Origin of the sequence: Martinezella hainanensis (assembly GCF_900094555.1) — a bacterium.
Classification (GTDB): Bacteria; Pseudomonadota; Alphaproteobacteria; order Rhizobiales; family Rhizobiaceae; genus Rhizobium; species Rhizobium hainanense.
Genome location: NZ_FMAC01000002.1, coordinates 800,969 through 823,519 on the forward strand (window position 1 = coordinate 800,969; position 22,551 = coordinate 823,519).

Genomic DNA, 22,551 nt, shown 5'->3' on the forward strand with positions numbered 1-22,551 from the left:
ATGCCGGCGCATCAGCGCAATGCGCCGGCTATCGCTTTCGCCTAGAGCGGTTCAGCTTTTCACGGAATCTCCGAACCGCTCTGTTTTTTATTTTCTCGCAATTCCGGACGGAAAACCGCTACGCACTTTTCCTGGAGTTGCTCTATTGGCTCAATGCAGGGACATCAGCGTTTTATGGCTCACGACGTCGAGCGACTTCTGACAGCGACAGGCTTTTGTAAGTATTTTCCCGGTTCGACCGCTCTCGATCATGTCGATTTCACATTGATGCGCGGCGAGGTCCATGCGCTGCTTGGCGAGAACGGCGCGGGAAAATCCACACTGATCAAGTGCATGACCGGCGCCTATCGTCGTGACGCCGGCACTCTGGTTCTCGATGGGGCCGGGATCGATCCGCATGACACGCTGGCAGCCCAGAAGCTCGGCATCGGAACCGTCTATCAGGAAGTGAACCTGCTGCCCAATCTGAGCGTCGCTGAAAATCTATTCCTCGGTCGTCAGCCGCAGCGGTTCGGTATGGTGAGCAGCCGCATCATGAACGGCATGGCGAGAGACCTGCTGTCGCAGTATGGCATGGATATCGATGTCAGCCGCCAGCTCGACCGCTTCTCGGTCGCCATACAGCAGGTCATCGCAATTGCCCGCGCAGTCGATCTCTCCGGTAAGGTGCTGATCCTCGACGAACCGACGGCGAGCCTCGATACGCATGAAGTCGAAATGCTGTTCGGCATCGTCAGGCGCTTGAAGCAGCGCGGCTTGGGAATTGTTTTCATTACGCATTTTCTGGAGCAAGTTTACGAGATCTGCGATCGCATCACCGTTCTTCGCAACGGCCGCCTGGTCGGCACGCGCGAAGCGGAGGGTCTACCCAGGCAGACCCTGATCGCCATGATGCTTGGCCGTGAACTCGCTGAGACGGAAAGCACAGTGAAGCAGACCGAGACGGAAAGCGGCCCGGTCCGATATAATTTCACGAATTTCGGCAAGCGCGGCAAGATCAAGCCATTCGACATGGACGTGCGCGTTGGCGAGGTGGTCGGTATTGCCGGCCTGCTCGGGTCCGGCCGCACGGAAACGGCCGAAGTGCTTTTCGGCGTTGAGCGTGCCGATAGCGGCGAAGCGAAGATTGAAGGCAATACGGTCGTGCTCTCCAGCCCGCGCGCTGCAATCAAGAGCGGCTTCGGCTTCTGCCCGGAAGATCGCAAGACCGATGGCATCATCGGCGATCTTTCCATTCGGGAGAACATCATCATGGCGCTGCAGGCGCGGCGGGGCTGGGCGAGACCTCTTGCACGCAGCGAGCAGAACGCTATCGCCGATCGCTACATCAAGGCGTTGGATATCCGCACGACCGATCGGGAAAAGCCCATCCGGCTTCTTTCAGGCGGCAACCAGCAGAAGGCGATTCTCGCACGATGGCTGGCGACGAACCCGAATTTCCTGATCCTGGACGAGCCGACCCGCGGTATCGATGTCGGTGCCCATGCGGAAATCATACGGCTGATTGAAGACCTTTGCCGTCAGGGAATGTCCCTGGTGGTCATTTCGTCCGAACTGGAGGAGCTTGTCGCCTATAGTTCGCGCGTTATCGTTCTGCGTGATCGTGAGCACATTGCCGAGTTGACCGGCAGCGAGATAACCGCCGGAAATATCGTCGAGGCCATTGCCACGGCTCAGAAGGCAAAGGAGAACGCATGAGCTCGCAAATCAAGGCATCTTTGCTTCGTTTGATGCCGCAGCTCATTGCGCTCGCGGTCATTCTTCTTTTGAATTTCATCATGTTCCCGCAATTCTTTCATCTGGAAATTCAGAATGGAAGACTTTATGGAAGCCTCATCGACGTGCTCAATCGCGGCGCGCCGGTGGCACTTTTGTCCATCGGTATGACGCTGGTCATTGCCACCAAGGGGATCGATCTTTCGGTCGGCGCGGTTATCGCCATCTGCGGTGCTGTCGCTGCATCATCGATCGTTGCCGGTTATTCGCTTGCTTATACGCTGTTGCTGACGATCGGTATCGGTCTGGCATGCGGTCTATGGAACGGCTTTCTTGTCGCCGCGCTCGATATCCAGCCGATCATCGCAACGCTGGTGCTGATGGTGGCGGGTCGCGGCATCGCGCAGTTGATCACCGAAGGCACGATCCTCACCTTCAACAATGACGGGCTGATCTTCCTTGGCAGCGGCTCGTTTGCCGCACTGCCTATGCCTGTCGTGATCTGGCTTCTGGTTGCGCTTGTGGTGATTGCTCTGGTTCGGCGTACGGCTCTTGGGATGCTGGTCGAAGCCATCGGCATCAACCGCCGGGCAAGCACGCTCTCCGGTATCCGCACCCCGGTCCTGCTCATCGCGGTTTATGCATTAAGCGGTCTCTGCGCCTCCATCGCCGGTATCATCGTTACGGCCGACATCAAGGGTGCGGACGCCAACAATGCCGGTCTGTGGCTTGAGCTGGACGCGATTCTGGCAGTCGTCGTCGGCGGCAATTCGCTGCTCGGCGGCCGTTTCAGCATCGTCGGCTCGCTGATCGGCGCGATGATCATCCAATCGGTCAATACGGGAATCCTGCTCTCCGGCTTTCCGCCGGAGTTCAATCTGGTGATCAAGGCGATCATCGTCATCGTCATTCTGGTGATCCAGTCGCCGGCCATGCAGTCTGCAACTGCGTTTTTCTGGCGTCGGCGCGGCGAGGGGCAGATGGTGCAAAAGGAGCAGGCAAAGTGAATTCGAAATATCTTCCGCTGCTTGCGACGATTGTCATCTTCATTCTGGCCTATGCCGGCTGCGTGACGCAATATCCGAACATGCTGTCGACGCGGGTGATCGGCAATCTTTTGACCGATAATGCCTTCCTCGGTATCGCTGCCGTTGGCATGACGTTCGTGATCATTTCCGGCGGCATCGATCTGTCCATTGGCTCGGTCATTGCCTTTACCGGCGTTTTCCTGGCGATCGTCCTGCGTGACACGACGATCCATCCCTTGATCGCTTTCCTCCTGGTTCTCGTCATCACGACCATTTTTGGTGCCGGCATGGGCGCCATCATTTATTATCTCAGCATGCCGCCCTTCATCGTCACCCTGGCCGGCATGTTTCTGGCGCGAGGCATCGCTTTCGTGCTGTCGATCGACAGCATCCCGATCGAGCATGATTTCTATTCTCGGCTCAACGATCTCTATTGGCTGATGCCCGGCGGCGGCCGGCTGACTTTGATCGGCGGCCTGATGTTGCTCGTCTTCGCCGGCGGCATCGTGCTGGCGCATCGCACCCGCTTTGGCGCCAATGTCTATGCGCTCGGCGGCGGTGCTCAGACCGCCGAGCTGATGGGCGTGCCGGTGGGGAAAACGACCATCCAGATCTACGCTCTGTCCGGCTTTCTCGCCGGTCTATCCGGAATCGTTTTTTCCATTTATACCTCAGCGGGATATTCGCTTGCCACGGTCGGCGTCGAACTCGATGCGATCGCTGCCGTGGTCATAGGCGGAACACTGCTGACGGGAGGAGCGGGGTTCGTCGGAGGAACACTCATCGGAATTCTCATACAGGGCTTGATTCAGACCTACATCACCTTTGATGGAACGCTTTCCAGCTGGTGGACGAAGATATTGATCGGCTTGTTGCTGTTTGCCTTTATTCTGATGCAGAAGGGTCTTCTGCTACTTTCCCGCTTGAATCGACGATATGTCTGAGGGAAGGACAGAGCGCTTGCGCGACCGATTGCTTGAGACCGGAAAATCAGAGGGGAAATCGCGCACGAGCCATGCTCAGGTGGTCGATGAGCTAGGCAAGGCGATCGTCTCCGGCGCATTTCCGATCGGAAGCATTCTTCCCGGCGACAGCGAGCTTCTGCAGCGATTCAAGGTATCCCGCACCGTGCTGCGTGAAAGCATGAAGACTTTGGCCGCAAAGGGGCTGGTGGTGCCGCGCGCCCGCGTCGGCACCCGCGTTACCGAAAAGATCCATTGGAACATGTTCGACAACGAAGTGCTCAACTGGCATTTCGAAAGCGGCGTCAACAAGGAGTTCCTTCTCCATCTTTACGATATACGCATGGCATTCGAGCCCTTTGCCGCGAGCCTGGTGGCGGAACGGGCCAGTCGGGAGGACATCGAGCTGCTTCGCAGTCTTGCTGCCGCCATGGCCGCGCCGCATCATACCTCCGATAGCCTTGCCGTCGCCGATCTGCATTTCCATCTGGCCGTCACAGAGGCTTCGCAGAACCCATTCATGCGATCGCTGGGTGGGCTTATCGAGGCTGCACTCGTTGGCATGTTTCGCATGAGCGCACCGCCTTCGACCAATGGCTTTGCCAATATTGCGGATACGCATATGGCCATCGTTGATGCGATAGCGGCGCGCGACGGGCTTTCTGCCCATAAGGCGATGGAGTTTGTCATCATCGATGGGCGTCAACATGTCCTCGAAGCTTTCGGGGCTCTTGCCGAGGCCTGAAGGTCGCCTTGAATTTCGCCGTAGTTCATCGCTCGACTTGTTGATATGAGGGGAGTCGCCCGGTCACGGGCGGCGCTTGACCGTATATCTCGGAGCTTGAAATGGAACGCAGCTGCCTCGCCATCATCCTCGCCGCCGGCGACAGTACCCGCATGAAATCGTCGATGTCGAAGGTCCTGCATCCAATTGCCGGCCGCCCGATGATCGCCCATGTCATGGAGGCGATCGCCAAGACCGAGATTTCGGCCGCGGCTCTGGTCGTTGGGCGCAATGCGGATGAGGTCAGCGCCGCAGCATCGATCGGTGGTATCACCGTCGAATCCTATCTTCAGAAGGAGCGGCTCGGCACGGGCCATGCCGTGCTGGCGGCGCGCGAGGCGATTGCTCGCGGATATGACGATGTTATCGTTGCCTACGGAGATGTCCCTCTGTTGACCGACGTGCCGCTTCGTGCCGCCCGCCAGGGACTGGCCGACGGCAACGATGTCGTCGTCATCGGTTTTCATACCGATCATCCAAATGCTTACGGTCGGCTGCTGGTCAAGGACGGCGAACTGATCGCGATCCGCGAAGCGAAGGATGCGACCGATGCCGAACTGGCGATAAAATGGTGCAATAGTGGGCTGATGGCGATCAATGGCCGCAAGGCGCTGGATCTCCTTGATCGTATCGGCAACAACAATGCCAAGGGCGAATACTACCTCACCGATCTCGTCGAGATCGCTCGCTCGCTGGGCGGCCGTGCCGTTGCGGTCGATGCGCCTGAGGTTGAAATGACTGGCTGCAACAATCGAGCAGAACTTGCCTTCATCGAGCGCCTCTGGCAGGAGCGGCGCCGCCATGAGCTGATGCTGTCGGGCGTGACCATGATCGCCCCGGAAACCGTATTTCTCGCCTATGACACCGTGATCGGCCAGGATGCTTTGATCGAGCCGAATGTCGTCTTCGGTCCCGGCGCGGTGATTGAGGGCGGCGCGGTCATCCATGCCTTCTCGCATATCGAGGGCGCGCACGTCAGCGCCGGCGCGACGGTCGGGCCTTTTGCGCGGCTGCGTCCAGGCGCCGATCTCGCCGGCGGCGCCAAGGTCGGCAATTTCTGCGAGGTCAAAAACGGCAAGATCGGCGAGGGCGCCAAGGTCAATCACCTGACCTATATCGGCGACGCGACGATCGGAGCGGCCAGCAATATCGGTGCAGGCACGATCACCTGCAATTATGATGGCGTCAACAAGTATCAGACGCATATCGGCGCCAATGCTTTCGTCGGTTCCAACTCATCGCTGGTCGCGCCCATCCGTATAGGCGACGGCGCATATATTGCTTCCGGCAGCGTCATCACCGACGATGTTCCGGCCGATGCACTGGCCTTTGGCCGGGCTCGCCAGGAAGTAAAGCCGGAGCGGGCCAAGGTGATCCGCGAAAGAGCCCTTGCCATCAAGGCGGCGAAGAAGGGTGGCCACTAAACCCTTGGGCGACTGACGTATAACGGTTGGAAATCGAAAGTGACCGTTATGCCAATTGAGAAAATGCTAGGAATGATTAGGACTTGCCCTCATCATTTGAGGCCAGACGGAGAGTTGTATGTGCGGCATTGTTGGGATCGTCGGAACGAAGCCCGTAGCGGATCGCTTGGTGGATGCGCTGCGGCGTCTCGAATACCGCGGCTATGATTCGGCCGGCGTTGCGACGATCCACAACGGCGCGATGGATCGCCGCCGTGCGGAAGGGAAGCTGTTCAATCTGGAAAAGCGGCTCGAGTCCGATCCGCTGCCCGGCACGACGGGCATCGCTCATACGCGCTGGGCAACCCATGGCGTACCCAATGAGACGAACGCGCATCCGCATTTCGTCGAAGGCGTCGCCGTCGTTCATAACGGCATCATTGAAAATTTCTCCGAACTCCGCGAGGAGCTGAAGGCCGAGGGCAGGGTATTTGCCTCGCAGACGGATACTGAAGTCGTCGCGCACCTGCTGGCGAATTACATCCGTGACGGCCTCGATCCTCGCGCGGCAATGCTGAAGATGCTGAACCGCGTGACCGGTGCCTACGCACTGGCTGTGATGTTCGAAAACGATCCCGGCACGCTGATGGCCGCGCGCTCCGGCCCACCGCTCGCCGTCGGTTACGGCAAGGGCGAAATGTTCCTCGGCTCGGATGCGATTGCGCTTGCGCCATTCACCAACGAAATCACCTATCTGGTCGACGGCGATTGCGCCATCGTCACCCATGCCGGCGCCACCATCCTCGACTTCAACGGCAATGAAGTGAAAAGGCCGCGGCAGATCTCCCAGGCGACCGCCTACGTGGTCGACAAGGGCAATCACCGTCACTTCATGGAAAAGGAAATCTACGAGCAGCCGGAGGTCATCTCCCATGCGCTCAGCCACTATGTCGATTTCGCCAGCCATCGCGTGCGCCCGGATATTTCGACGATCGACTTCGGCGGCGTATCGGGTCTTGCAATCTCTGCCTGCGGCACCGCCTATCTTGCCGGCCTGATCGGCAAATACTGGTTCGAGCGCTATGCGCGTCTTCCGGTGGAAATCGATGTCGCCTCCGAGTTCCGTTATCGCGAAATGCCGTTGTCGCCTTCGCAGGCGGCGCTGTTCATCTCGCAATCCGGCGAGACCGCGGATACCTTGGCTTCGCTGCGCTACTGCAGGGACAATGGCCTGAAGATCGGCGCCGTGGTCAATGTCAGGGAATCGACCATCGCGCGTGAATCCGACGCAGTGTTTCCGATCTTGGCCGGTCCTGAGATCGGTGTCGCCTCGACGAAGGCCTTCACCTGCCAGCTTGCCGTTCTCGCGTCGCTTGCGATCGGAGCGGGTGTCGCCCGCGGCACCGTCAGCGCCAAGGATGAGGAAGAGATGGTGCGTCATCTCGTCGAGATGCCACGCATCATGGCGAATGTCCTGAATATCATCCAGCCGCAGATGGAAAGCCTGTCGCGAGAGATCTCGAAATTCAAGGACGTGCTCTATCTCGGCCGCGGCACCAGCTTCCCGCTTGCCATGGAAGGCGCACTGAAGCTCAAGGAAATTTCCTATATCCATGCGGAAGGCTATGCAGCCGGCGAGCTGAAGCATGGGCCGATCGCGTTGATCGACGAGAACATGCCCGTCATCGTCATCGCGCCGCACGACCGCTTCTTCGACAAGACCGTCTCCAACATGCAGGAAGTGGCGGCGCGCGGCGGCCGAATCATCTTCATCACGGATGAGCTTGGCGCGGCAGCCTCGACCTTGCCAACCATGGCGACCATTACCTTGCCCGTTGTCGACGAAATCATCGCGCCGATCATCTTTTCGCTGCCGATTCAATTGCTTGCCTATCATACGGCTGTCTTCATGGGCACGGACGTCGATCAGCCGCGCAATCTCGCCAAATCGGTCACCGTGGAATAAGCGCTTTCCGTCCCGCACTTCCCGTCACGTCGTCGTGAGCCAGGCCTTAGTTCGGCGCGGTGAAGCGGCTGGCGGGTTGTGTGCCGCCCGGATTTCTGGCACGATTCGTCTACGGAGATGGTGGGGAGGATTTGCCGGGTAGGGTAGGCGGCGGAACGGAGTTTTCGAGCGGCGAATGACTGAAAAACTCATCAAAATGTCCGTAACCACACGGATCAGAAACAATTTCCTGGCCGGCCTGATCATCTGCGCTCCGATTGCCATTACCCTTTGGTTGACCTGGTCGGTGGTCCACTGGGCCGATAGCTGGGTCCGCCCCTATATTCCTGCGCGCTACGATCCTGAGAGCTATCTCAATTTTGCTGTTCCCGGCACCGGCCTGCTGATCGCGATGATCTTCATCACGCTGGTCGGTTTTCTCGCCAAGAACCTTATCGGGCAGAGCATCGTCCGCGTCGGCGAGTCGATCGTCAATCGCGTGCCGCTGGTGCGGACCATCTACAAGAGCGTCAAGCAGATCTTCGAAACGGTGCTGAAGGAGCAGGGCACCTCGTTCAAGAAGGTCGGGCTGATCGAATATCCGAGCCCGGGTCTCTGGTCCATGGTCTTCATATCGACGGATGCCAAGGGCGAGATTGCCTCGAAATTCAACGCCATGGGACAGGACATGGTGGCGGTTTTCCTGCCGCCAACGCCGGTGCCGACGGCCGGATTTCTGGTTTTCGTTCCGCGCGAAAAGATCACGGTGCTCGATATGAGCCCCGAGGACGGCGCCAAGCTGCTGATCTCGGGCGGTCTTGTGGCACCTGACTATAAGGAACTGTTGCCCGCCAAGGAATTGCGGCAGCCGGTTCCTCTAAAGTCCTTGACCTAGAATTGCTCATCTTCCGATAGTTGGATCAATATCTTCGCGCCCTGCGCGAACTGTCATGCCTCTATCATATTGACGACGTAGATCGTCAGCTGGGGCAGATAATAGCATGTATCTCAGCATCGATGTTCGGGGCACCGGCGCCGGGCAGTCGTTTTTCGGCGCGGACGCAAAACGGGCCGAAGATGGATGCCGTTGTCTCCACAAAGCTTTTCATCAGGAGGATATTGTCTTGAGATATATGCATTCGAAGAGCCTGCCGCTGCTGTCGGCGGTATTTGCCACATTTGTTTTAATGGCGCCTGTGGTGGCGCTTGCAGATAATTCCGTGACGGTCGAAGGCGTGACGCTTGTCAACAAGGGCCGCGTCGCTGTAGGCCGCATCCCGGCCAATCTGCGCGACAAGTTCGGCGAAACTTTCGGCTCGGGTTCTGGCATGTCGATCGACGCCAAGAGCTGGGTCCGCAATGCCGACGGCACCTACAAAGGGGCGCTGTGGCTGCTGCCGGACCGCGGCTACAATGCCGTTGGCACGACCGATTATCGCCCGCGCCTGAACACGATTGAAGTCACGCTGACGCCCGTAGCGCTGGGCATCACCCCGCCGGCCGGCAAGGAACAGTCGGGCGTCGACGCCAAGCTTGTCGATACGACGCTGTTGAAGGATGACAAGGGCGCCGACACCACCGGTCTCGACCCGGCGAACGGTACTCGCAAGGCGGAAGGCAACATGCCGCTGCTGCCCCAGGCGCCGAACGGTAAGATTTCTCTCGACACGGAAGCCGTCGCGCATTTGCCTGACGGCACGATGTTCATCAGCGACGAGTACGGTCCCTATATCTACCGCTTCGCTGCCGATGGCCGCATGATGTCCGCCACTCCTCCGCCGGCGGCCCTGCTGCCGATGCGCAATGGCGTCGTCAATTTTGCCTCCAATAATCCCGGCCCCGGTGAAACCGCTCCGGATCCGAAGGATCCGACCAGCGGCCGCCAGAACAACCAGGGCTTGGAAGGCATGTCGCTGACGCCGGATGGCAAATTCCTGATCGCCGTGCTGCAGTCGGCAACCCGCCAGGATGGTGGCGATTCCAGTTCCACGCGCCAGAACACCCGCGCGCTGGTCTATGATGCCGCCGATCCAGCAAATCTGAAGCTGGTACATGAATATGTCGTGCCGCTGCCGGTCTTCACAAATGAGAAGGGCAAGACGGCCGTTGCCGCCCAGAGCGAGATTGTTGCGCTTTCGCCGACAAGCTTCCTGATGCTGGCGCGTGATAGCAACAACGGTTACGGCGTGAAAGGCGACAAGTCGCTCTACCGCAGCATCGTCGCGGTCGACGTATCCGCTGCGACCGATATTGCCGGCGGCAAGTTCGATGCCGACACGCCGGTCGCTCCCAAGGGCGTTCTCGATTCATCCGTAAAGCCGGCAGCAGTCAGCCAGTTTATCGACATCAACAATGATGCTGATCTGGCCCGTTTCGGCCTGCATAACGGCGCGCCGAACGACCGCAACAATCTCTCGGAAAAGTGGGAAGCTATGTCGCTTGTCAGCATTCAGGATCCGAAGCTGCCGGACGATTACTTCCTGTTCGTTGCCAACGACAACGACTTCCTGACCCAGGACGGCTTTCAGGTCGGTGCTGCCTATAAGGGCGATGGCGGCGGCGACGTCGACACAATGTTCCAGGTGTTCCAGGTTACCATTCCCGGCTTCGCCGCCAAGTGATCTGATGAAACAGAGATGGACGCGGCAAACGCGTCCATCCGCTCAACCCGCCCGCAGGAACCGGATCGCTTCGTCGCGGCGGAAGAGGTAGAGCAGGGTACGCACCGCCACGCCGCGCTCGCTGGTCAGTTCCGGATCGCGCTCGATGAGATAGGCTGCATCCTTGCGGGCGATCTCCAGAAGATCGGCGTGAGCCTCGAGACTGGCGATGCGAAAGCCCGGCGTGCCGGATTGGCGTGTCCCGAGAAGCTCGCCTTCGCCGCGCAGCTTCAAATCCTCCTCGGCAATCCGGAAGCCATCCTCTGTGTCGCGCATGATCGACAGCCGCGCATGGCCGGTTTCGCCGAGCGGTCCCTTGTAGAGAAGAATGCACGTCGAGGCTTCATCGCCGCGTCCGACGCGCCCGCGCAGCTGGTGAAGCTGCGCCAGACCGAAGCGCTCCGCATGTTCGATGACCATGATCGTCGCGTCCGGCACGTCGACACCCACTTCGACGACAGTCGTGGCGACCAGGAGACGGATCTCGCCGTTCTTGAAGGCCATCATGACGGCATCTTTTTCCGGACCGCTCATACGGCCATGGATGAGGCCGATGCCGGGGCCGAGCGCCTTGGTCAATGTCTCATGTCGTTCCTCGACCGACATTAAATCGGATTCTTCGGATTCCTCGACAAGTGGGCATATCCAATAGGCTTTCTTGCCTTCGGAGAGTGCGCTTCTCAAGCGGGTGACGATATCGCCGGTACGTTCGTTCGGAACGGTGATCGTCTGGATCGGCTTGCGGCCCGCCGGCTTCTCAGTGAGTTTGGAAACGTCCATGTCGCCAAAAGCGGCCAGCACCAGCGTTCGCGGGATCGGTGTCGCGGTCATGACGAGCATGTGGGGCGAGATGCCCTTCGCGGTCAGGCGCAGACGCTGATGGACGCCGAAGCGATGCTGCTCGTCGACGACAGCCAGCATGAGATTGGCATAGGCGACGCTATCCTGGAACAAAGCGTGGGTGCCGATGATGATCTGCGCCTCGCCGGAGGCAATGCGCTCCAGGATGGCATCTCGCTCACGGCCCTTCGTGCGGCCTGTGAGCACTTCGACGGAAAGGTTTACACTGGCTGCGAATTTCGAGATCGTTGCGAAGTGTTGCCGGGCAAGGATTTCGGTCGGCGCCATCAGCACGGCCTGGCCGCCGCTTTCGATGACGGCCGCGATCGCCATCAGCGCCACCAGCGTCTTGCCCGCGCCGACATCGCCCTGCAGCAGCCTGAGCATGCGCTCCGTGCCGGCCATATCCTTGAGAATTTCGGCAACTGCATCGCGCTGACTATTCGTCATAGAGAAGGGTAGGGATTCCAATATCTTGCCGCTGATTTCTCCAGTGGCATGCACTGGCTGCCCCGCAACCTTGCGCAGCCTCTGGCGAACCAGGGAGAGCGACAATTGCCCGGCCAGGAACTCGTCATAGGCAAGCCGGCGGCGGGCCGGCGCCTGTGGGTCGATATCGGCGGCGTCCCGCGGCGCATGCAGCATATGGAAGCTGTCAGAGATCGAGGGAAAGCCCTGCTTCTGCGTAAGAGCGATATCGTCCCATTCGGGCAGTTGCGGAATTCGCGGCAGCGCGCCCTCTATGGTCTTGCGCAGGAATTTCGGCGTCAGGCCGGCGGTCAGCGGATAGACCGGCTCGACCAACGGCAGGTTCTCCGCCTCGCTTTCGCGCATGATATAGTCGGGATGCACCATCGACGGCCGGCCGTTGAACCAGTCGACCTTGCCGCTGACCGTGACGGTCTCGTCGATCGGCAGCTGCTTTTCGAGCCATTGCGCCTTGCCACGGAAGAAAACCAGTGCAAGCTCGCCGGTTTCGTCATGCAGATAGACGCGGTAGGGCACATTGCTGCGCGGGTTCGGCGGGGGCTGGTGCCGGTCGACGCGGCCCGTAATGGTGACGATGGCGCCTTGCGGCGCGCGGGCGATACCCGGCTGCTCGCGCCGGTCGATGATCGAATGCGGCGCATGGAAGATAAGGTCGATAACGCGGCAATCGTCGATCGTCTCGCGATCGAGCAGTTTCACCAGCAGCTCGGATACCTTCGGCCCGACGCCAGGCAGCGAGGAGATGGAGGCAAACAGCGGGTCGAGGATGGCGGGACGCATGGCCGGCAAAATGCGACGGGCAGGGCGCATTTGGCAAGGGGCGGCGAAGAACTCGGCCTCATTGCGTCAAACACTCCCCGGAAAATTGCATCGCAGGTGCTTTTTTCTGAAAAACCGGTTCCCACCTTTGAGCGCTGGTTTTATAGAGACCCATCAACATAAAGGTGTTCCTGATGACTGGGCTTACCCTCAGCAGTGCCGATCTCGATCCCCGTCGTCGGCGCATCCTTTTCCGCTGTTGGCATCGCGGCATCCGCGAGATGGATTTGGTCTTCGGCCAGTTCGCCGACAATGAGTTGCCGGGTCTTCCGGAGGCTGAGCTTGATGAGCTCGAGCGCATCATGGCCGAAGAAGACAATGATCTTCTGAAATGGATCCTCGGTAGCGAGCCGACGCCGCAGCATCTGCGCACACCGCTCTTTGAGCGCCTGGCCTCCTACAAGCCCGATTTCGAAGAGATCGCCGAAAGGTTTGGACTAACGAAATGATCCCCGGTTTCGACGCGAAGAAGCTGCTCGCCGCCAGCGAGCCGATGACGATCGGTCATGTCCCGGCCGGTCTTGAGCCGTTCCTGATCGCCGAAATGGCAAAGGCCGGCCAGCCGATCGTCTATGTGATGTCCGACGGCCAGCATATGGCCGATGTCGAGCAGATGCTTGGCTTCATCGCGCCTGAAATTCCGGTTCTCACGCTCCCAGCCTGGGACTGCCTTCCCTATGACCGCGTTTCCCCGAGCTCCGACACGTCTGCGCGACGCCTTGCGGCCCTGTCCGGCCTGATAGCGCATCATCGAAAACCGCATGCGGCGGTGGTGCTGGTGACTGTCAACGCCATGCTGCAGAAGGTGGCGCCGCAGGACATTATCGAGAGCCTGGCATTCTCGGCCCGGCCGGGCAATCAGGTCCGGATGGACGATATCGCCGCTCGTCTGGAGCGTAACGGCTTCGAGCGCGTGGCGACCGTGCGCGAGGTCGGCGAATATGCCGTGCGCGGCGGCATTCTCGATGTCTTCGTTCCGGGCGCGGAAGAGCCGGTGCGGCTGGATTTCTTCGGCGATACGCTGGAAAGCATCCGCAGCTTCGATCCCGCCAGCCAGCGTACGACCGGGCAGGTGCGCTCGCTCGATCTCAATCCGATGAGCGAAGTGACGCTGACGCCGGATACGATCAGCCGCTTTCGCAAGAACTATCTCTCGGCCTTCGGCGCCGCCACACGCGATGACGCGCTCTATGTCGCGGTGTCGGAAGGTCGCCGTTACGCCGGCATGGAACATTGGCTGCCGTTGTTCTACGAGAAGCTGGAGACGGTCTTCGACTATCTCAAGGGCTTCCGGCTGGTGACGGATCACACGGTGCGCGAGGCAGCCGAGGAGCGCTCCAAGCTCGTCTTCGACTACTACGACGCCCGCCTTCAATCCGGTCAACCCGCCAAGGGACAGATGGCGCAGGGCACGCCATACAAGCCGGTGACGCCTGGCCAGCTCTATCTGGATGGCAAGGCCTTTGGCAACGCGCTCGATGCCTTCGGCGCCGTCCGCATTTCGCCCTTCAACGAACATGAGGGCGAGGCACGCCGCGTCATCGAGCTTGATGCCCGTCAGGGACCGCGCTGGGCGCGCTCCGCAACCGAAAGCGCCGACAGCGAGCGCGTCAACGTCTTCGACGCCGTCGTCAAGCACATTGCCGACAAGCGAGCTGCGGGCGGCAAGGTGCTGATTTCGGCCTGGACCGAAGGCTCGCTCGATCGCCTCCTGCAGGTGCTGTCCGAACATGGGCTGGCGCGCGTCAAGACGATCGAGGCCTTCAAGGATCTCGGCGGCCTGGCAAAGGGCGAGGCGGCAGCGGCCGTGCTCAGCCTGGAAGCCGGTTTCGAGGCCGGCGACCTGATCGTTATCGGCGAACAGGACATTCTCGGCGACCGCATGGTGCGTCGCTCCAAGCGCCGCAAGCGCGCTGCCGATTTCATCTCCGAAGTGGCAGGTTTGGACGAAGGCTCGATCGTCGTCCATGCCGAGCATGGCATCGGTCGTTTCGTCGGGCTCCGGACCATCGAGGCCGCCGGCGCGCCGCACGCTTGCCTTGAGCTGCAATATGCCGACGATGCCAAGCTGTTCCTGCCGGTCGAAAACATCGATCTGCTCTCACGCTATGGCGGCGAGGGCACCGAGGCTCAGCTCGACAAGCTCGGTGGTGGCGCCTGGCAGATGCGCAAGGCCAAGCTCAAGAAGCGCCTGCTCGATATGGCCGGCGCCTTGATCCGCGTCGCGGCCGAACGCCTGACGCGCCATGCGCCCGTGCTCAGCACGCCGGACGGACTGTATGACGAATTCGCCGCCCGTTTCCCTTATGACGAGACCGATGACCAGATGAACGCCATCGAGGCGGTGAGGGAAGATCTCGGCGCCGGCCGGCCGATGGATCGCCTCGTCTGCGGCGACGTCGGCTTCGGCAAGACTGAAGTGGCCCTGCGTGCCGCCTTCGTCGCCGCTATGAATGGCGTGCAGGTCGCCGTCGTCGTGCCGACGACCCTGCTTTCACGTCAGCATTTCAAGACCTTCTCCGAGCGCTTCCGCGGTCTGCCGATCCGCGTGCAGCAGGCGTCTCGTCTGGTCGGTTCGAAGGATCTGGCGCTGACCAAGAAGGAGGTTTCCGAGGGTAAGACGGATATCGTCGTCGGCACGCATGCGCTGCTCGGCGCCGGCATCCAGTTCGCCAATCTCGGCCTGCTCGTTATCGACGAGGAACAGCATTTCGGCGTGAAGCACAAGGAGCGCCTGAAGGAGCTGAAGAGCGACGTGCATGTGCTGACACTGTCGGCGACACCGATCCCGCGTACGCTGCAGCTGGCAATGACGGGCGTGCGCGAGCTGTCGCTCATCACCACGCCGCCGGTCGACCGCATGGCTGTGCGCACCTTCATCTCGCCCTTCGATTCCCTTGTCATCCGCGAAACGCTGATGCGCGAGCATTATCGTGGCGGCCAGAGCTTCTATGTCTGTCCGCGTCTTGCCGATCTCGCCGATATCCACGCCTTCCTGCAGTCGGATGTGCCGGAGCTGAAGGTGGCCGTCGCCCATGGCCAGATGCCGGCCGGCGAGCTTGAAGATATCATGAATGCCTTCTACGAAGGCCGCTATGACGTGCTGCTGTCGACGACCATCGTCGAATCCGGTCTCGACGTGCCGACGGCCAACACGCTGATTGTCCACCGCGCCGATATGTTTGGTCTCGCCCAGCTCTACCAGCTGCGTGGCCGCGTTGGCCGTTCCAAGGTGCGCGCCTTCGCGCTCTTCACGCTGCCGGTCAACAAGGTGCTGACGACGACGGCGGAGCGCCGGCTCAAGGTGCTGCAGTCGCTGGATACGCTTGGCGCGGGCTTCCAGCTTGCCAGCCACGACCTCGATATCCGCGGCGCCGGCAATCTGCTCGGCGAGGAACAGTCCGGCCATATCAAGGAAGTCGGCTTCGAGCTTTACCAGCAGATGCTTGAGGAGGCGGTCGCCGAGGTGAAGGGCGTCGACGAAATCCAGGACACCGGCTGGTCGCCGCAGATCTCCGTCGGCACGCCGGTCATGATCCCCGACGATTACGTGCCCGATCTGCATCTGCGCATGGCGCTCTATCGCCGCCTCGGCGAGATCACCGAACTAAAGGAGATTGACGGTTTCGGCGCCGAAATGATCGACCGCTTCGGCCCCTTGCCGATCGAGGTGCAGCATCTCCTCAAGATCGTCTACATCAAGTCGCTCTGCCGCATCGCCAATGTCGAGAAGCTCGACGCTGGCCCGAAGGGTGTCGTCGTGCAGTTCCGTAACAAGGAATTCCCGAACCCCGCCAACCTCGTCGGCTACATCGCCAAGCAGGGCACGATGGCCAAGATCCGCCCCGACCAGAGCGTGTTCCTGACCCGCGATCTGCCGACGCCGGAAAAGCGGCTACAAGGGGCGGCTGTTGTCATGACGCAACTGGCGGAGTTGGCGAAGTAGGGAGGTGAACTCTCAGCTCTCCGTGCGGCTAACGAACAGCCCCGTTTGCTTTTCGGTTTCGAGCACGCCGCCGCTAACCTCGAACGCCTCGGCAATCGCCTTGTGAAATGCGGCAAGCTGCGCTTCGTCGGCCTCATCGCCGGGAGGGTACGAGGTGAGGGCGAGGTACACGTCTTCCGGCTCCGTCACACGAAGGCGGGCCGGATGCTCGGTCATCCTGACATTGCCGAATTGGCTCTGCATCAGCCGTTCCGCGGTGTCGTAGCCGAAAGCCGCACCGGCGGGATCATAGGGAGGGCTGCCGAAGACGGTGGTCAGCTCATACATCTTGCGCATGTTGCCGGCGCCGTTGGTCGTTATCGCCAGGAAGCCGCCCGGTTTGAGAACACGATGCATTTCCGCGATCGCCTTGAACGGGTCGGGCAGGTGATAGAACATATGCATCGCAATGACGCCATCAAAGGAACCGTCAGCAAAGGGCAAGGCCGCAGCGTCGGCCCGCTCACCAGTGACGCTGCCAAGCGGCAAGGTCTTACACCGCTCGACGGCTTCCTGAACCATGCCCGGAGAAAGATCCGAAAGGGTGACGTCTAGCTTTTTCGGCAGTGACGCTACCGTTGCTGCCCAGAACCAGCCGGGGCCACAGCCGATATCGAGAATGCGATCCCCGGATTTCAACGGAAGCTGTTGCGCCACCCATGGAAACCAGCCGATTTCGGCAATCGTATATTCGCTGTTGAGGCGTGCGCGTGCGGCGAGCTTCCTGCTGTCCGCATACTGCTTTTCGTTGATCGAGGTTATCGACGACATGCCCGGATGCCTTTCGATCTGGATTGGAAAATGCCGAGTGCTTTGCTCCTGCCGCAGTTCAACTTTCGCCTGTCTCGGCTACCGGTTGGTTGCGATGCTAATCCAAAATAGAGAAATATCGAACACCAACTCTCTTTGTGGTTCGCTTAAAGAGTTCCGGCAAAGGCCCCTGCAGCCAGCAATACGCCCGTTAGAATATTCGCCAGAAACAGCCGATAATTGATCTCAGGGCGTGAAAGATCGAGGCGCCAGGTCTGCCAGGCGAGATGCGCAGCGATGACAAGCATTCCAACCGCATAGGGCAATGACATGCCTGCCATCCATCCGCCAACGGACCAAGCTGCGACGGCTATGGCGTAGAACAGGCCGATGAAGGTCTTGCCGCGTGCGCCAAACAGGATCGCAGTCGATTTCAAGCCCAGTTGCGTATCATCGCGAACGTCGACATAGGCGTAAACGGTATCGTAGCCGATCTGCCAGGCGATAGCCCCCAGCCACATCAGAACGGCCCCGACCGGAATTGTGCCTGTGACTTCCGACCAGGCCATCAGCATCCCCCAGTTGAATGCCGCGCCGAGAATAGCCTGGGGCCAATAAGTGAAGCGCTTGCAGAGCGGATAGACAAAGACAAGCGGTAGAACGCAGATGGCGATAACGCGTGTGTAGGGTGTCAGGAAGAGGAGGAGCGAAGCGGCCAATGCGAGTTCCACCGCCAGGAATAAGAGTGCTTGGGGCACGCCGATCTGTCCGCTCGCTAATGGCCGAAAGCGTGTGCGCTCGACATGCCCATCAAACTTTCGATCGGCAATGTCATTGACGGTCGAGCCGGCGCTTCTCATCAGCAATGCGCCCAGCGAAAAGATGGCCAGCTGTCTGAGATCTGGAAAACCATGCGAGGCTTGGATCAGCGCTGCCCAGCAGGGAAAAAGCGTCAGCCAAATGCCAACCGGCCGATCCAGCCGCGCAAGCCGCGTGTAGGGTCTCAACGCCGCTGGCAAACGACGATCCACCCAGTCTCCGAGTTTTATATCGCTTAGATCGGGACGGGTGGAAACGTTCATCATCGAAATCCGCAGTTTAATCGTCGAAGAAAAATAGCGACTTCGGCACATGTCGCAACGGCCTGAGGCGTGGTTGCGTCAATTTAGCCGCGATGTGACTTTCGACCCGCGGCTGCCATCTTTTGCTGTGGGTCGAAATCCGACTGTACCTTACGCCGCCCGCGGCTTGCGCGCCTCCCCAGCATCCGGAATGCGCGCGATGACCTTGATTTCGAAATCGAATCCCGCCAGCCAGTTGACGCCGACAGCCGTCCAGTTCGGATAAGGTTTTTCGCTGAAGATCCGGTTCTTGACGCTCATGATAGCGCCGAACTGCTGCTCAGGATCGGTGTGAAACGTGGTGACATCGATGATGTCGTCGAAGGTGCAGCCTGCTGCGTCCAGGGTTGCTCCCAGATTGTCGAAGGCGAGCTGGACCTGCTTTTCAAAGTCCGGCTCGGGGCTCCCATCCGTGCGGCTGCCGACCTGGCCGGAGACGAACAGTAGATCGCTGGAACGGATCGCGGCGGAGTAGCCATGCTCCTCGTAAAGCGCATGTCTGTTCTTCGGGAAAATTGCATTCCTGGTCGTCATCATATTCGGCTCTCATTCTCGTTGACGTGAAAAGATGGGAAGGGCGCAAGCTTGCGCAGCCATTCCAAAGCTCCGCCTTATTTGATATACGGCGTGTATGTGAGATATTCATATGCGCGGCGTATGTCAATATTTCAGATACGGGTCGTATGTGAAATTTGAGGGTCGTATGGCAAAGCGCCTGGAAACGATGGAAGAAAACCGGAACAAGCTCATTGCCGCCGCGCGAAAAACCTTCGCCGAAAAAGGATTCGCCGCCGCGTCGATGGACGAACTGACGGCAAATGTCGGCCTGACGAGGGGTGCGCTCTATCATAATTTCGGGGATAAGCGCGGATTGCTCGCCGCCGTCGTCTATCAGATCGACAACGAGCTGGCGTTGCAGGCGAAGGAAATCGGCGCACAGGCGGGCGGCGGCTGGCAAGGTCTGCTTGCGGAAGGTGAAGCCTATATCAAGATGGCGCTTGACCCCGAGGTCCAGCGCATCGTCCTGCTCGACGGGCCGGCGGTGCTCGGCGATCCCTCGAAATGGCCCAGCCAGAACAGCTGCCTCGCGGGAACCCGGCAGACGGTGTCAAAGCTTCTGGAACAAGAGGTGGTCAAGCCGATCGATGCGGAGGCGGCGGCGCGGCTCCTGTCAGGCGCAGCGCTGAATGCTGCCCTCTGGGTTGCCGCCAGCGATAATCCGGCGGAAGTGCTGCCCAAGGCGATAGACGCCTTCCGGACGATGGCTTCGGGATTGCTGGTGAAGGCCTGATGCAAGCTATCGTTTTGATGACTTCCGCGGTCGGCGTTTCGCGGAAGTGCTTGCAGCGATAATCGAAAAAGCAGAATCCCGCTTAGTTCATTCCGGCGCGAGCGTCTGCTTTCATCTTGGCGATGTCTCGCAATGCTCCAGCGAGCACATCCGGTGTCTGAGCACCGCTGACGGCATATTGCTGGTCGAAGATGAAGAAGGGCACGCCGTTGACGCCGATCTTCTGAGCAGCTTCGATTTCGCCGACGATGAGATCGCGGTCCGCATCGGAAGCGAGCAGCGTTGATATGACCGAGCGGTCGAGGCCTGCCTCTTCGGCAATGTCGAGCAGCACGGCGTGATCGCCGACATTGCGACCTTGTTCGAAATTGGCCTTGAAAAGGGCATCCACCACCTTGTCCTGCTTTTCGCGGCTTTCGGTGACGGCCCAATGAATGAGGCGATGGGCATCGAGCGTGTTGGGGCCGATCTTGATGGCATCGAAATCGAACTTGATGCCGACTTCGCGGCCGAGATCGGTCAGCATCTTGTGCCCTTGCGCGACACGCTCCGCGCCGCCGAGCTTCTGCTCGAGCGCCTTCTTCTGGTCGACGCCCTCAGGCGGATAGTCGGGATTAAGCCGATAGGGCCGCCAGTTGAGGTCGACGCCTACTTCGTCCTGCACTTCGGCAATCGCCAGCTCCAGGCGGGCCTTGCCGAGATAGCACCATGGGCAGACGACGTCCGAGACGATGTCGATCGTGATGCGTTCCATGGTTTTATCCTTTCGCTTTTCGGGCTGTTCCCCTCCATCTAGGCCTTTGTGAGGATAGCTTCAACCAGTTACCGAAAGGGAACCGCCTGGCATCATTGCGCCGAGGCGTCCCACCAGGCCGGCAAATAGTAGCCGTAGAGCGGCAGAGCGTCAGGATGGGCAATGCGGCTGCGCCGCGCCGCCCATTGCTGGTCGATATGATAAAGCGGCACGAGATAGTAGCCGGAGATTAGCATCCGATCGAAGGAGCGCACCGCGTCGCGGAAATCCTCGGCTGAATGCGCCGTGAGAAAATGCGACATCAGCGTATCGACATCGGGATCGGCGACGCCGACGAAATTGAGGCTGCCTTCGGTCTTGGCGGCAACGGAGCCCCAGCGCCCCACTTGCTCGATGCCTGGCGATAGCGACGAAGGGTAGGACTTGATGATCATGTCATAGTCGTAGTTGATCGTCCGGAGCTGATACTGCGAATCATCGACTGTGCGAATCGTTACGGCGATGCCGAGCAGTTCCAGAGACCGGCGATACGGGATTGCGATGCGCTCCTGGTCTGCATTTTGGGTCAATATCTCGAAGCTGAGCTGGCGGCCGTTCTTATCGACCATTTTCTCGCCGCGGATCGTATAGCCGCCTTCCTTGAGCAGAGCCACCGCCTTGCGCAGGATCTTGCGGTCACGTCCCGAACCGTCGCTGACGGGCAGCTTGTAGGTCCCATCAAGCACGTCTGGATCGATGCGGTCCTTGATCGGACCCAGCATGGCGAGTTCATGCGCATCCGCGGGAACGCCAAAGGACGAAAGATCGGAGTTCTGCCAATAGCTCTGCGTGCGCCTATAGGCGTTCGAGTAGAGATTGCGGTTCATCCATTCGAAATCGAAGGCGAGGGTCAGCCCCTTGCGCACGTTCTTGTCGGCAAACATCGGCCGCCGCGTATTGAAGACGAAACCAAGCATGCCGCTCGGCGTTTTCGGCGTAAAGGTCTCTTTGACGATGGCGCCGGAAGTCACTGCCGGAAAGTTGTAGGCCTGCTGCCAATGGCCTGGGCTGCCGTCAGGATAAATATCGACATCGCCTTTCTTGAAGGCTTCGAACAGTGTCGTGTCCTGCAGGAAGTAATTGACAGTGATCTCGTCATAATTGTCGATGCCGATTTTTGACGGAAGGTTCTTGCCCCAATAGTCGGGGCGGCGCTCGAAAACGATACGCTGGCCCGGATCGATGCTCTTGATCCTGTAAGGGGCGGAGCCGACCGGAATGCGGAGGGACGTCTGATCGAAACTATCGGTGTCGGTCGCGTGCTTCGGCAGAATCGGCAGCGACGAGGCGATAATGAGTGGCGTTTCGCGATTGGCCCTCTCGTTGAAGCGGATCAGCACGCTGTGCTCGCCGACCTTCGCCATGCTGGCGATGGTCTCAAGCCAGGATGAGAACGGCACGCGGCCTTTGTCGCGAAGAAGCTGGAATGTGAAGATCACGTCGTCCGGCGTCACCGGTTGCCCATCCGACCATTTGGCGTCTGGATTGAGGTTGAACTGAATGTAGCTTCGGCTGTCGTCCCATTCGACCGTCTGCGCCAGTAGCCCATAAAGCGTGAAAGGCTCGTCGCGCGAGCGCACCATCAGCGGCTCATAAAGGAGATTGCCGTATTCCGGGTCCCACATGCCGCGCGCCGTGGTACGCATGCTCTTCAGAATGAAGGGGTTGAGGTTGTCGAAAGTGCCGACGACGCCATAGCTGATGCGGCCGCCCTTTTTGACATCTGGATTGACGTAAGGAAAATGCTTGAAGCCTGCCGGCAACGCCGGATCTCCGTGCATGGCGATGCCGTAAAGCGGCTGAGCCGCCGCGGCGTTGCACAAGGTTGCGAAGAACAGGAAGGCAGCGATCCGGAGCGCTTGCATGGCATCCTTTCCGGGAAGGGTACGATTCGGCCGAACATTATCATGAGCGTGCCGAATTCAACACGCGACTGCGGAAATCTTAGGACTCGGCAGAAAAGGC

General features: G+C 59.8%; 17 protein-coding genes. 11 read left to right on the plus strand and 6 right to left on the minus strand.

Annotated features, from left to right (window positions below):
* The first annotated feature begins 174 nt into the window (after positions 1–174).
* From ytfR to GA0061100_RS10390, 8 genes are all read left to right on the plus strand, one after another.
* Entirely contained in the window at positions 175–1,698 is a 1,524-nt protein-coding gene (gene ytfR, locus GA0061100_RS10355; protein WP_075852668.1) for a galactofuranose ABC transporter, ATP-binding protein YtfR, read from the plus strand.
* Positions 1,695–2,723 carry an ABC transporter permease gene (locus GA0061100_RS10360; protein ID WP_075852563.1) on the plus strand — a complete coding sequence of 343 codons (1,029 nt, stop codon included), beginning with the start codon at positions 1,695–1,697 and terminating at the stop codon, positions 2,721–2,723. Before ytfR ends, GA0061100_RS10360 begins: the two co-directional genes overlap by 4 nt.
* Positions 2,720–3,688 (plus strand): galactofuranose ABC transporter, permease protein YjfF, encoded by a 969-nt coding sequence (gene yjfF / locus GA0061100_RS10365; protein WP_075852564.1) that lies wholly within the window; start codon positions 2,720–2,722, stop codon positions 3,686–3,688. The genes GA0061100_RS10360 and yjfF overlap by 4 nt, the downstream gene beginning before the upstream one ends.
* A 16-nt stretch (positions 3,689–3,704) precedes the next feature.
* A complete protein-coding gene (locus tag GA0061100_RS10370; protein WP_075852565.1) occupies positions 3,705–4,451 on the plus strand; it encodes a FadR/GntR family transcriptional regulator in 747 nt (248 codons plus the stop codon).
* Between the two features lie 101 nt (positions 4,452–4,552).
* Entirely contained in the window at positions 4,553–5,914 is a 1,362-nt protein-coding gene (glmU, locus tag GA0061100_RS10375; protein WP_075852566.1) for a bifunctional UDP-N-acetylglucosamine diphosphorylase/glucosamine-1-phosphate N-acetyltransferase GlmU, read from the plus strand.
* A gap of 118 nt (positions 5,915–6,032) precedes the next feature.
* Positions 6,033–7,859, plus strand: coding sequence for a glutamine--fructose-6-phosphate transaminase (isomerizing) (gene glmS, locus GA0061100_RS10380; protein WP_075852567.1), 1,827 nt, complete (start codon positions 6,033–6,035; stop codon positions 7,857–7,859).
* Between the two features lie 175 nt (positions 7,860–8,034).
* Positions 8,035–8,733, plus strand: a complete 699-nt coding sequence (locus tag GA0061100_RS10385; RefSeq protein WP_075852568.1) for a DUF502 domain-containing protein — start codon at positions 8,035–8,037, stop codon at positions 8,731–8,733.
* A gap of 238 nt (positions 8,734–8,971) precedes the next feature.
* Positions 8,972–10,459: an esterase-like activity of phytase family protein gene (locus tag GA0061100_RS10390; RefSeq protein WP_208621528.1), complete on the plus strand. Its 1,488-nt coding sequence runs from the start codon at positions 8,972–8,974 to the stop codon at positions 10,457–10,459.
* A 42-nt stretch (positions 10,460–10,501) separates the two neighbouring features.
* Here GA0061100_RS10390 and recG read toward each other — a convergent pair whose 3' ends face one another.
* Positions 10,502–12,607: an ATP-dependent DNA helicase RecG gene (recG, locus tag GA0061100_RS10395; protein WP_075852670.1), complete on the minus strand. Its 2,106-nt coding sequence runs from the start codon at positions 12,605–12,607 to the stop codon at positions 10,502–10,504.
* Between the two features lie 173 nt (positions 12,608–12,780).
* Between recG and GA0061100_RS10400 the strand changes: the two genes are divergently transcribed.
* Both GA0061100_RS10400 and mfd read left to right on the plus strand, forming a co-directional pair.
* Positions 12,781–13,095 carry an FAD assembly factor SdhE gene (locus GA0061100_RS10400; protein WP_075852671.1) on the plus strand — a complete coding sequence of 105 codons (315 nt, stop codon included), beginning with the start codon at positions 12,781–12,783 and terminating at the stop codon, positions 13,093–13,095.
* A complete protein-coding gene (mfd, locus tag GA0061100_RS10405; RefSeq protein WP_075852569.1) occupies positions 13,092–16,592 on the plus strand; it encodes a transcription-repair coupling factor in 3,501 nt (1,166 codons plus the stop codon). Before GA0061100_RS10400 ends, mfd begins: the two co-directional genes overlap by 4 nt.
* A gap of 12 nt (positions 16,593–16,604) precedes the next feature.
* Here mfd and GA0061100_RS10410 read toward each other — a convergent pair whose 3' ends face one another.
* The 3 genes from GA0061100_RS10410 to GA0061100_RS10420 form a co-directional block, all read right to left on the minus strand.
* On the minus strand, positions 16,605–17,402 hold the full coding sequence (locus GA0061100_RS10410) for a class I SAM-dependent methyltransferase (RefSeq protein ID WP_075852570.1): 798 nt from the start codon (positions 17,400–17,402) through the stop codon (positions 16,605–16,607).
* 146 nt (positions 17,403–17,548) lie between these two features.
* Positions 17,549–18,463 carry a 4-hydroxybenzoate octaprenyltransferase gene (ubiA, locus tag GA0061100_RS10415; RefSeq protein ID WP_075852571.1) on the minus strand — a complete coding sequence of 305 codons (915 nt, stop codon included), beginning with the start codon at positions 18,461–18,463 and terminating at the stop codon, positions 17,549–17,551.
* 150 nt (positions 18,464–18,613) lie between these two features.
* Positions 18,614–19,036, minus strand: a complete 423-nt coding sequence (locus GA0061100_RS10420) for a RidA family protein (RefSeq protein ID WP_075852672.1) — start codon at positions 19,034–19,036, stop codon at positions 18,614–18,616.
* A 169-nt stretch (positions 19,037–19,205) separates the two neighbouring features.
* Here GA0061100_RS10420 and GA0061100_RS10425 point away from each other — a divergent pair, with 169 nt between their 5' ends.
* Positions 19,206–19,793 (plus strand): TetR/AcrR family transcriptional regulator, encoded by a 588-nt coding sequence (locus GA0061100_RS10425; protein ID WP_208621525.1) that lies wholly within the window; start codon positions 19,206–19,208, stop codon positions 19,791–19,793.
* Positions 19,794–19,875: 82 nt separating this feature from the next.
* Here the strand turns inward: GA0061100_RS10425 and GA0061100_RS10430 are convergent, their stop codons facing one another.
* Positions 19,876–20,547 (minus strand): DsbA family oxidoreductase, encoded by a 672-nt coding sequence (locus GA0061100_RS10430; protein WP_075852572.1) that lies wholly within the window; start codon positions 20,545–20,547, stop codon positions 19,876–19,878.
* Between the two features lie 92 nt (positions 20,548–20,639).
* Complete coding sequence (locus tag GA0061100_RS10435) at positions 20,640–22,451, minus strand: extracellular solute-binding protein (protein WP_075852573.1); 1,812 nt, start codon at positions 22,449–22,451, stop codon at positions 20,640–20,642.
* Positions 22,452–22,551: the final 100 nt, after the last annotated feature.

Coding starts and splice junctions, on each gene's coding strand:
- ubiA (WP_075852571.1), bottom strand. CDS start 18,463: ATGAACGTTTCCACCCGTCCCGATCTAAGCGATATAAAACTCGGAGAC.
- ytfR (WP_075852668.1), top strand. CDS start 175: ATGGCTCACGACGTCGAGCGACTTCTGACAGCGACAGGCTTTTGTAAG.
- GA0061100_RS10410 (WP_075852570.1), bottom strand. CDS start 17,402: ATGTCGTCGATAACCTCGATCAACGAAAAGCAGTATGCGGACAGCAGG.
- GA0061100_RS10430 (WP_075852572.1), bottom strand. CDS start 20,547: ATGGAACGCATCACGATCGACATCGTCTCGGACGTCGTCTGCCCATGG.
- mfd (WP_075852569.1), top strand. CDS start 13,092: ATGATCCCCGGTTTCGACGCGAAGAAGCTGCTCGCCGCCAGCGAGCCG.
- recG (WP_075852670.1), bottom strand. CDS start 12,607: ATGCGTCCCGCCATCCTCGACCCGCTGTTTGCCTCCATCTCCTCGCTG.
- glmS (WP_075852567.1), top strand. CDS start 6,033: ATGTGCGGCATTGTTGGGATCGTCGGAACGAAGCCCGTAGCGGATCGC.
- GA0061100_RS10390 (WP_208621528.1), top strand. CDS start 8,972: ATGCATTCGAAGAGCCTGCCGCTGCTGTCGGCGGTATTTGCCACATTT.
- GA0061100_RS10420 (WP_075852672.1), bottom strand. CDS start 19,036: ATGACGACCAGGAATGCAATTTTCCCGAAGAACAGACATGCGCTTTAC.
- GA0061100_RS10385 (WP_075852568.1), top strand. CDS start 8,035: ATGACTGAAAAACTCATCAAAATGTCCGTAACCACACGGATCAGAAAC.
- GA0061100_RS10400 (WP_075852671.1), top strand. CDS start 12,781: ATGACTGGGCTTACCCTCAGCAGTGCCGATCTCGATCCCCGTCGTCGG.
- GA0061100_RS10425 (WP_208621525.1), top strand. CDS start 19,206: ATGGCAAAGCGCCTGGAAACGATGGAAGAAAACCGGAACAAGCTCATT.
- GA0061100_RS10360 (WP_075852563.1), top strand. CDS start 1,695: ATGAGCTCGCAAATCAAGGCATCTTTGCTTCGTTTGATGCCGCAGCTC.
- GA0061100_RS10435 (WP_075852573.1), bottom strand. CDS start 22,451: ATGCAAGCGCTCCGGATCGCTGCCTTCCTGTTCTTCGCAACCTTGTGC.
- glmU (WP_075852566.1), top strand. CDS start 4,553: ATGGAACGCAGCTGCCTCGCCATCATCCTCGCCGCCGGCGACAGTACC.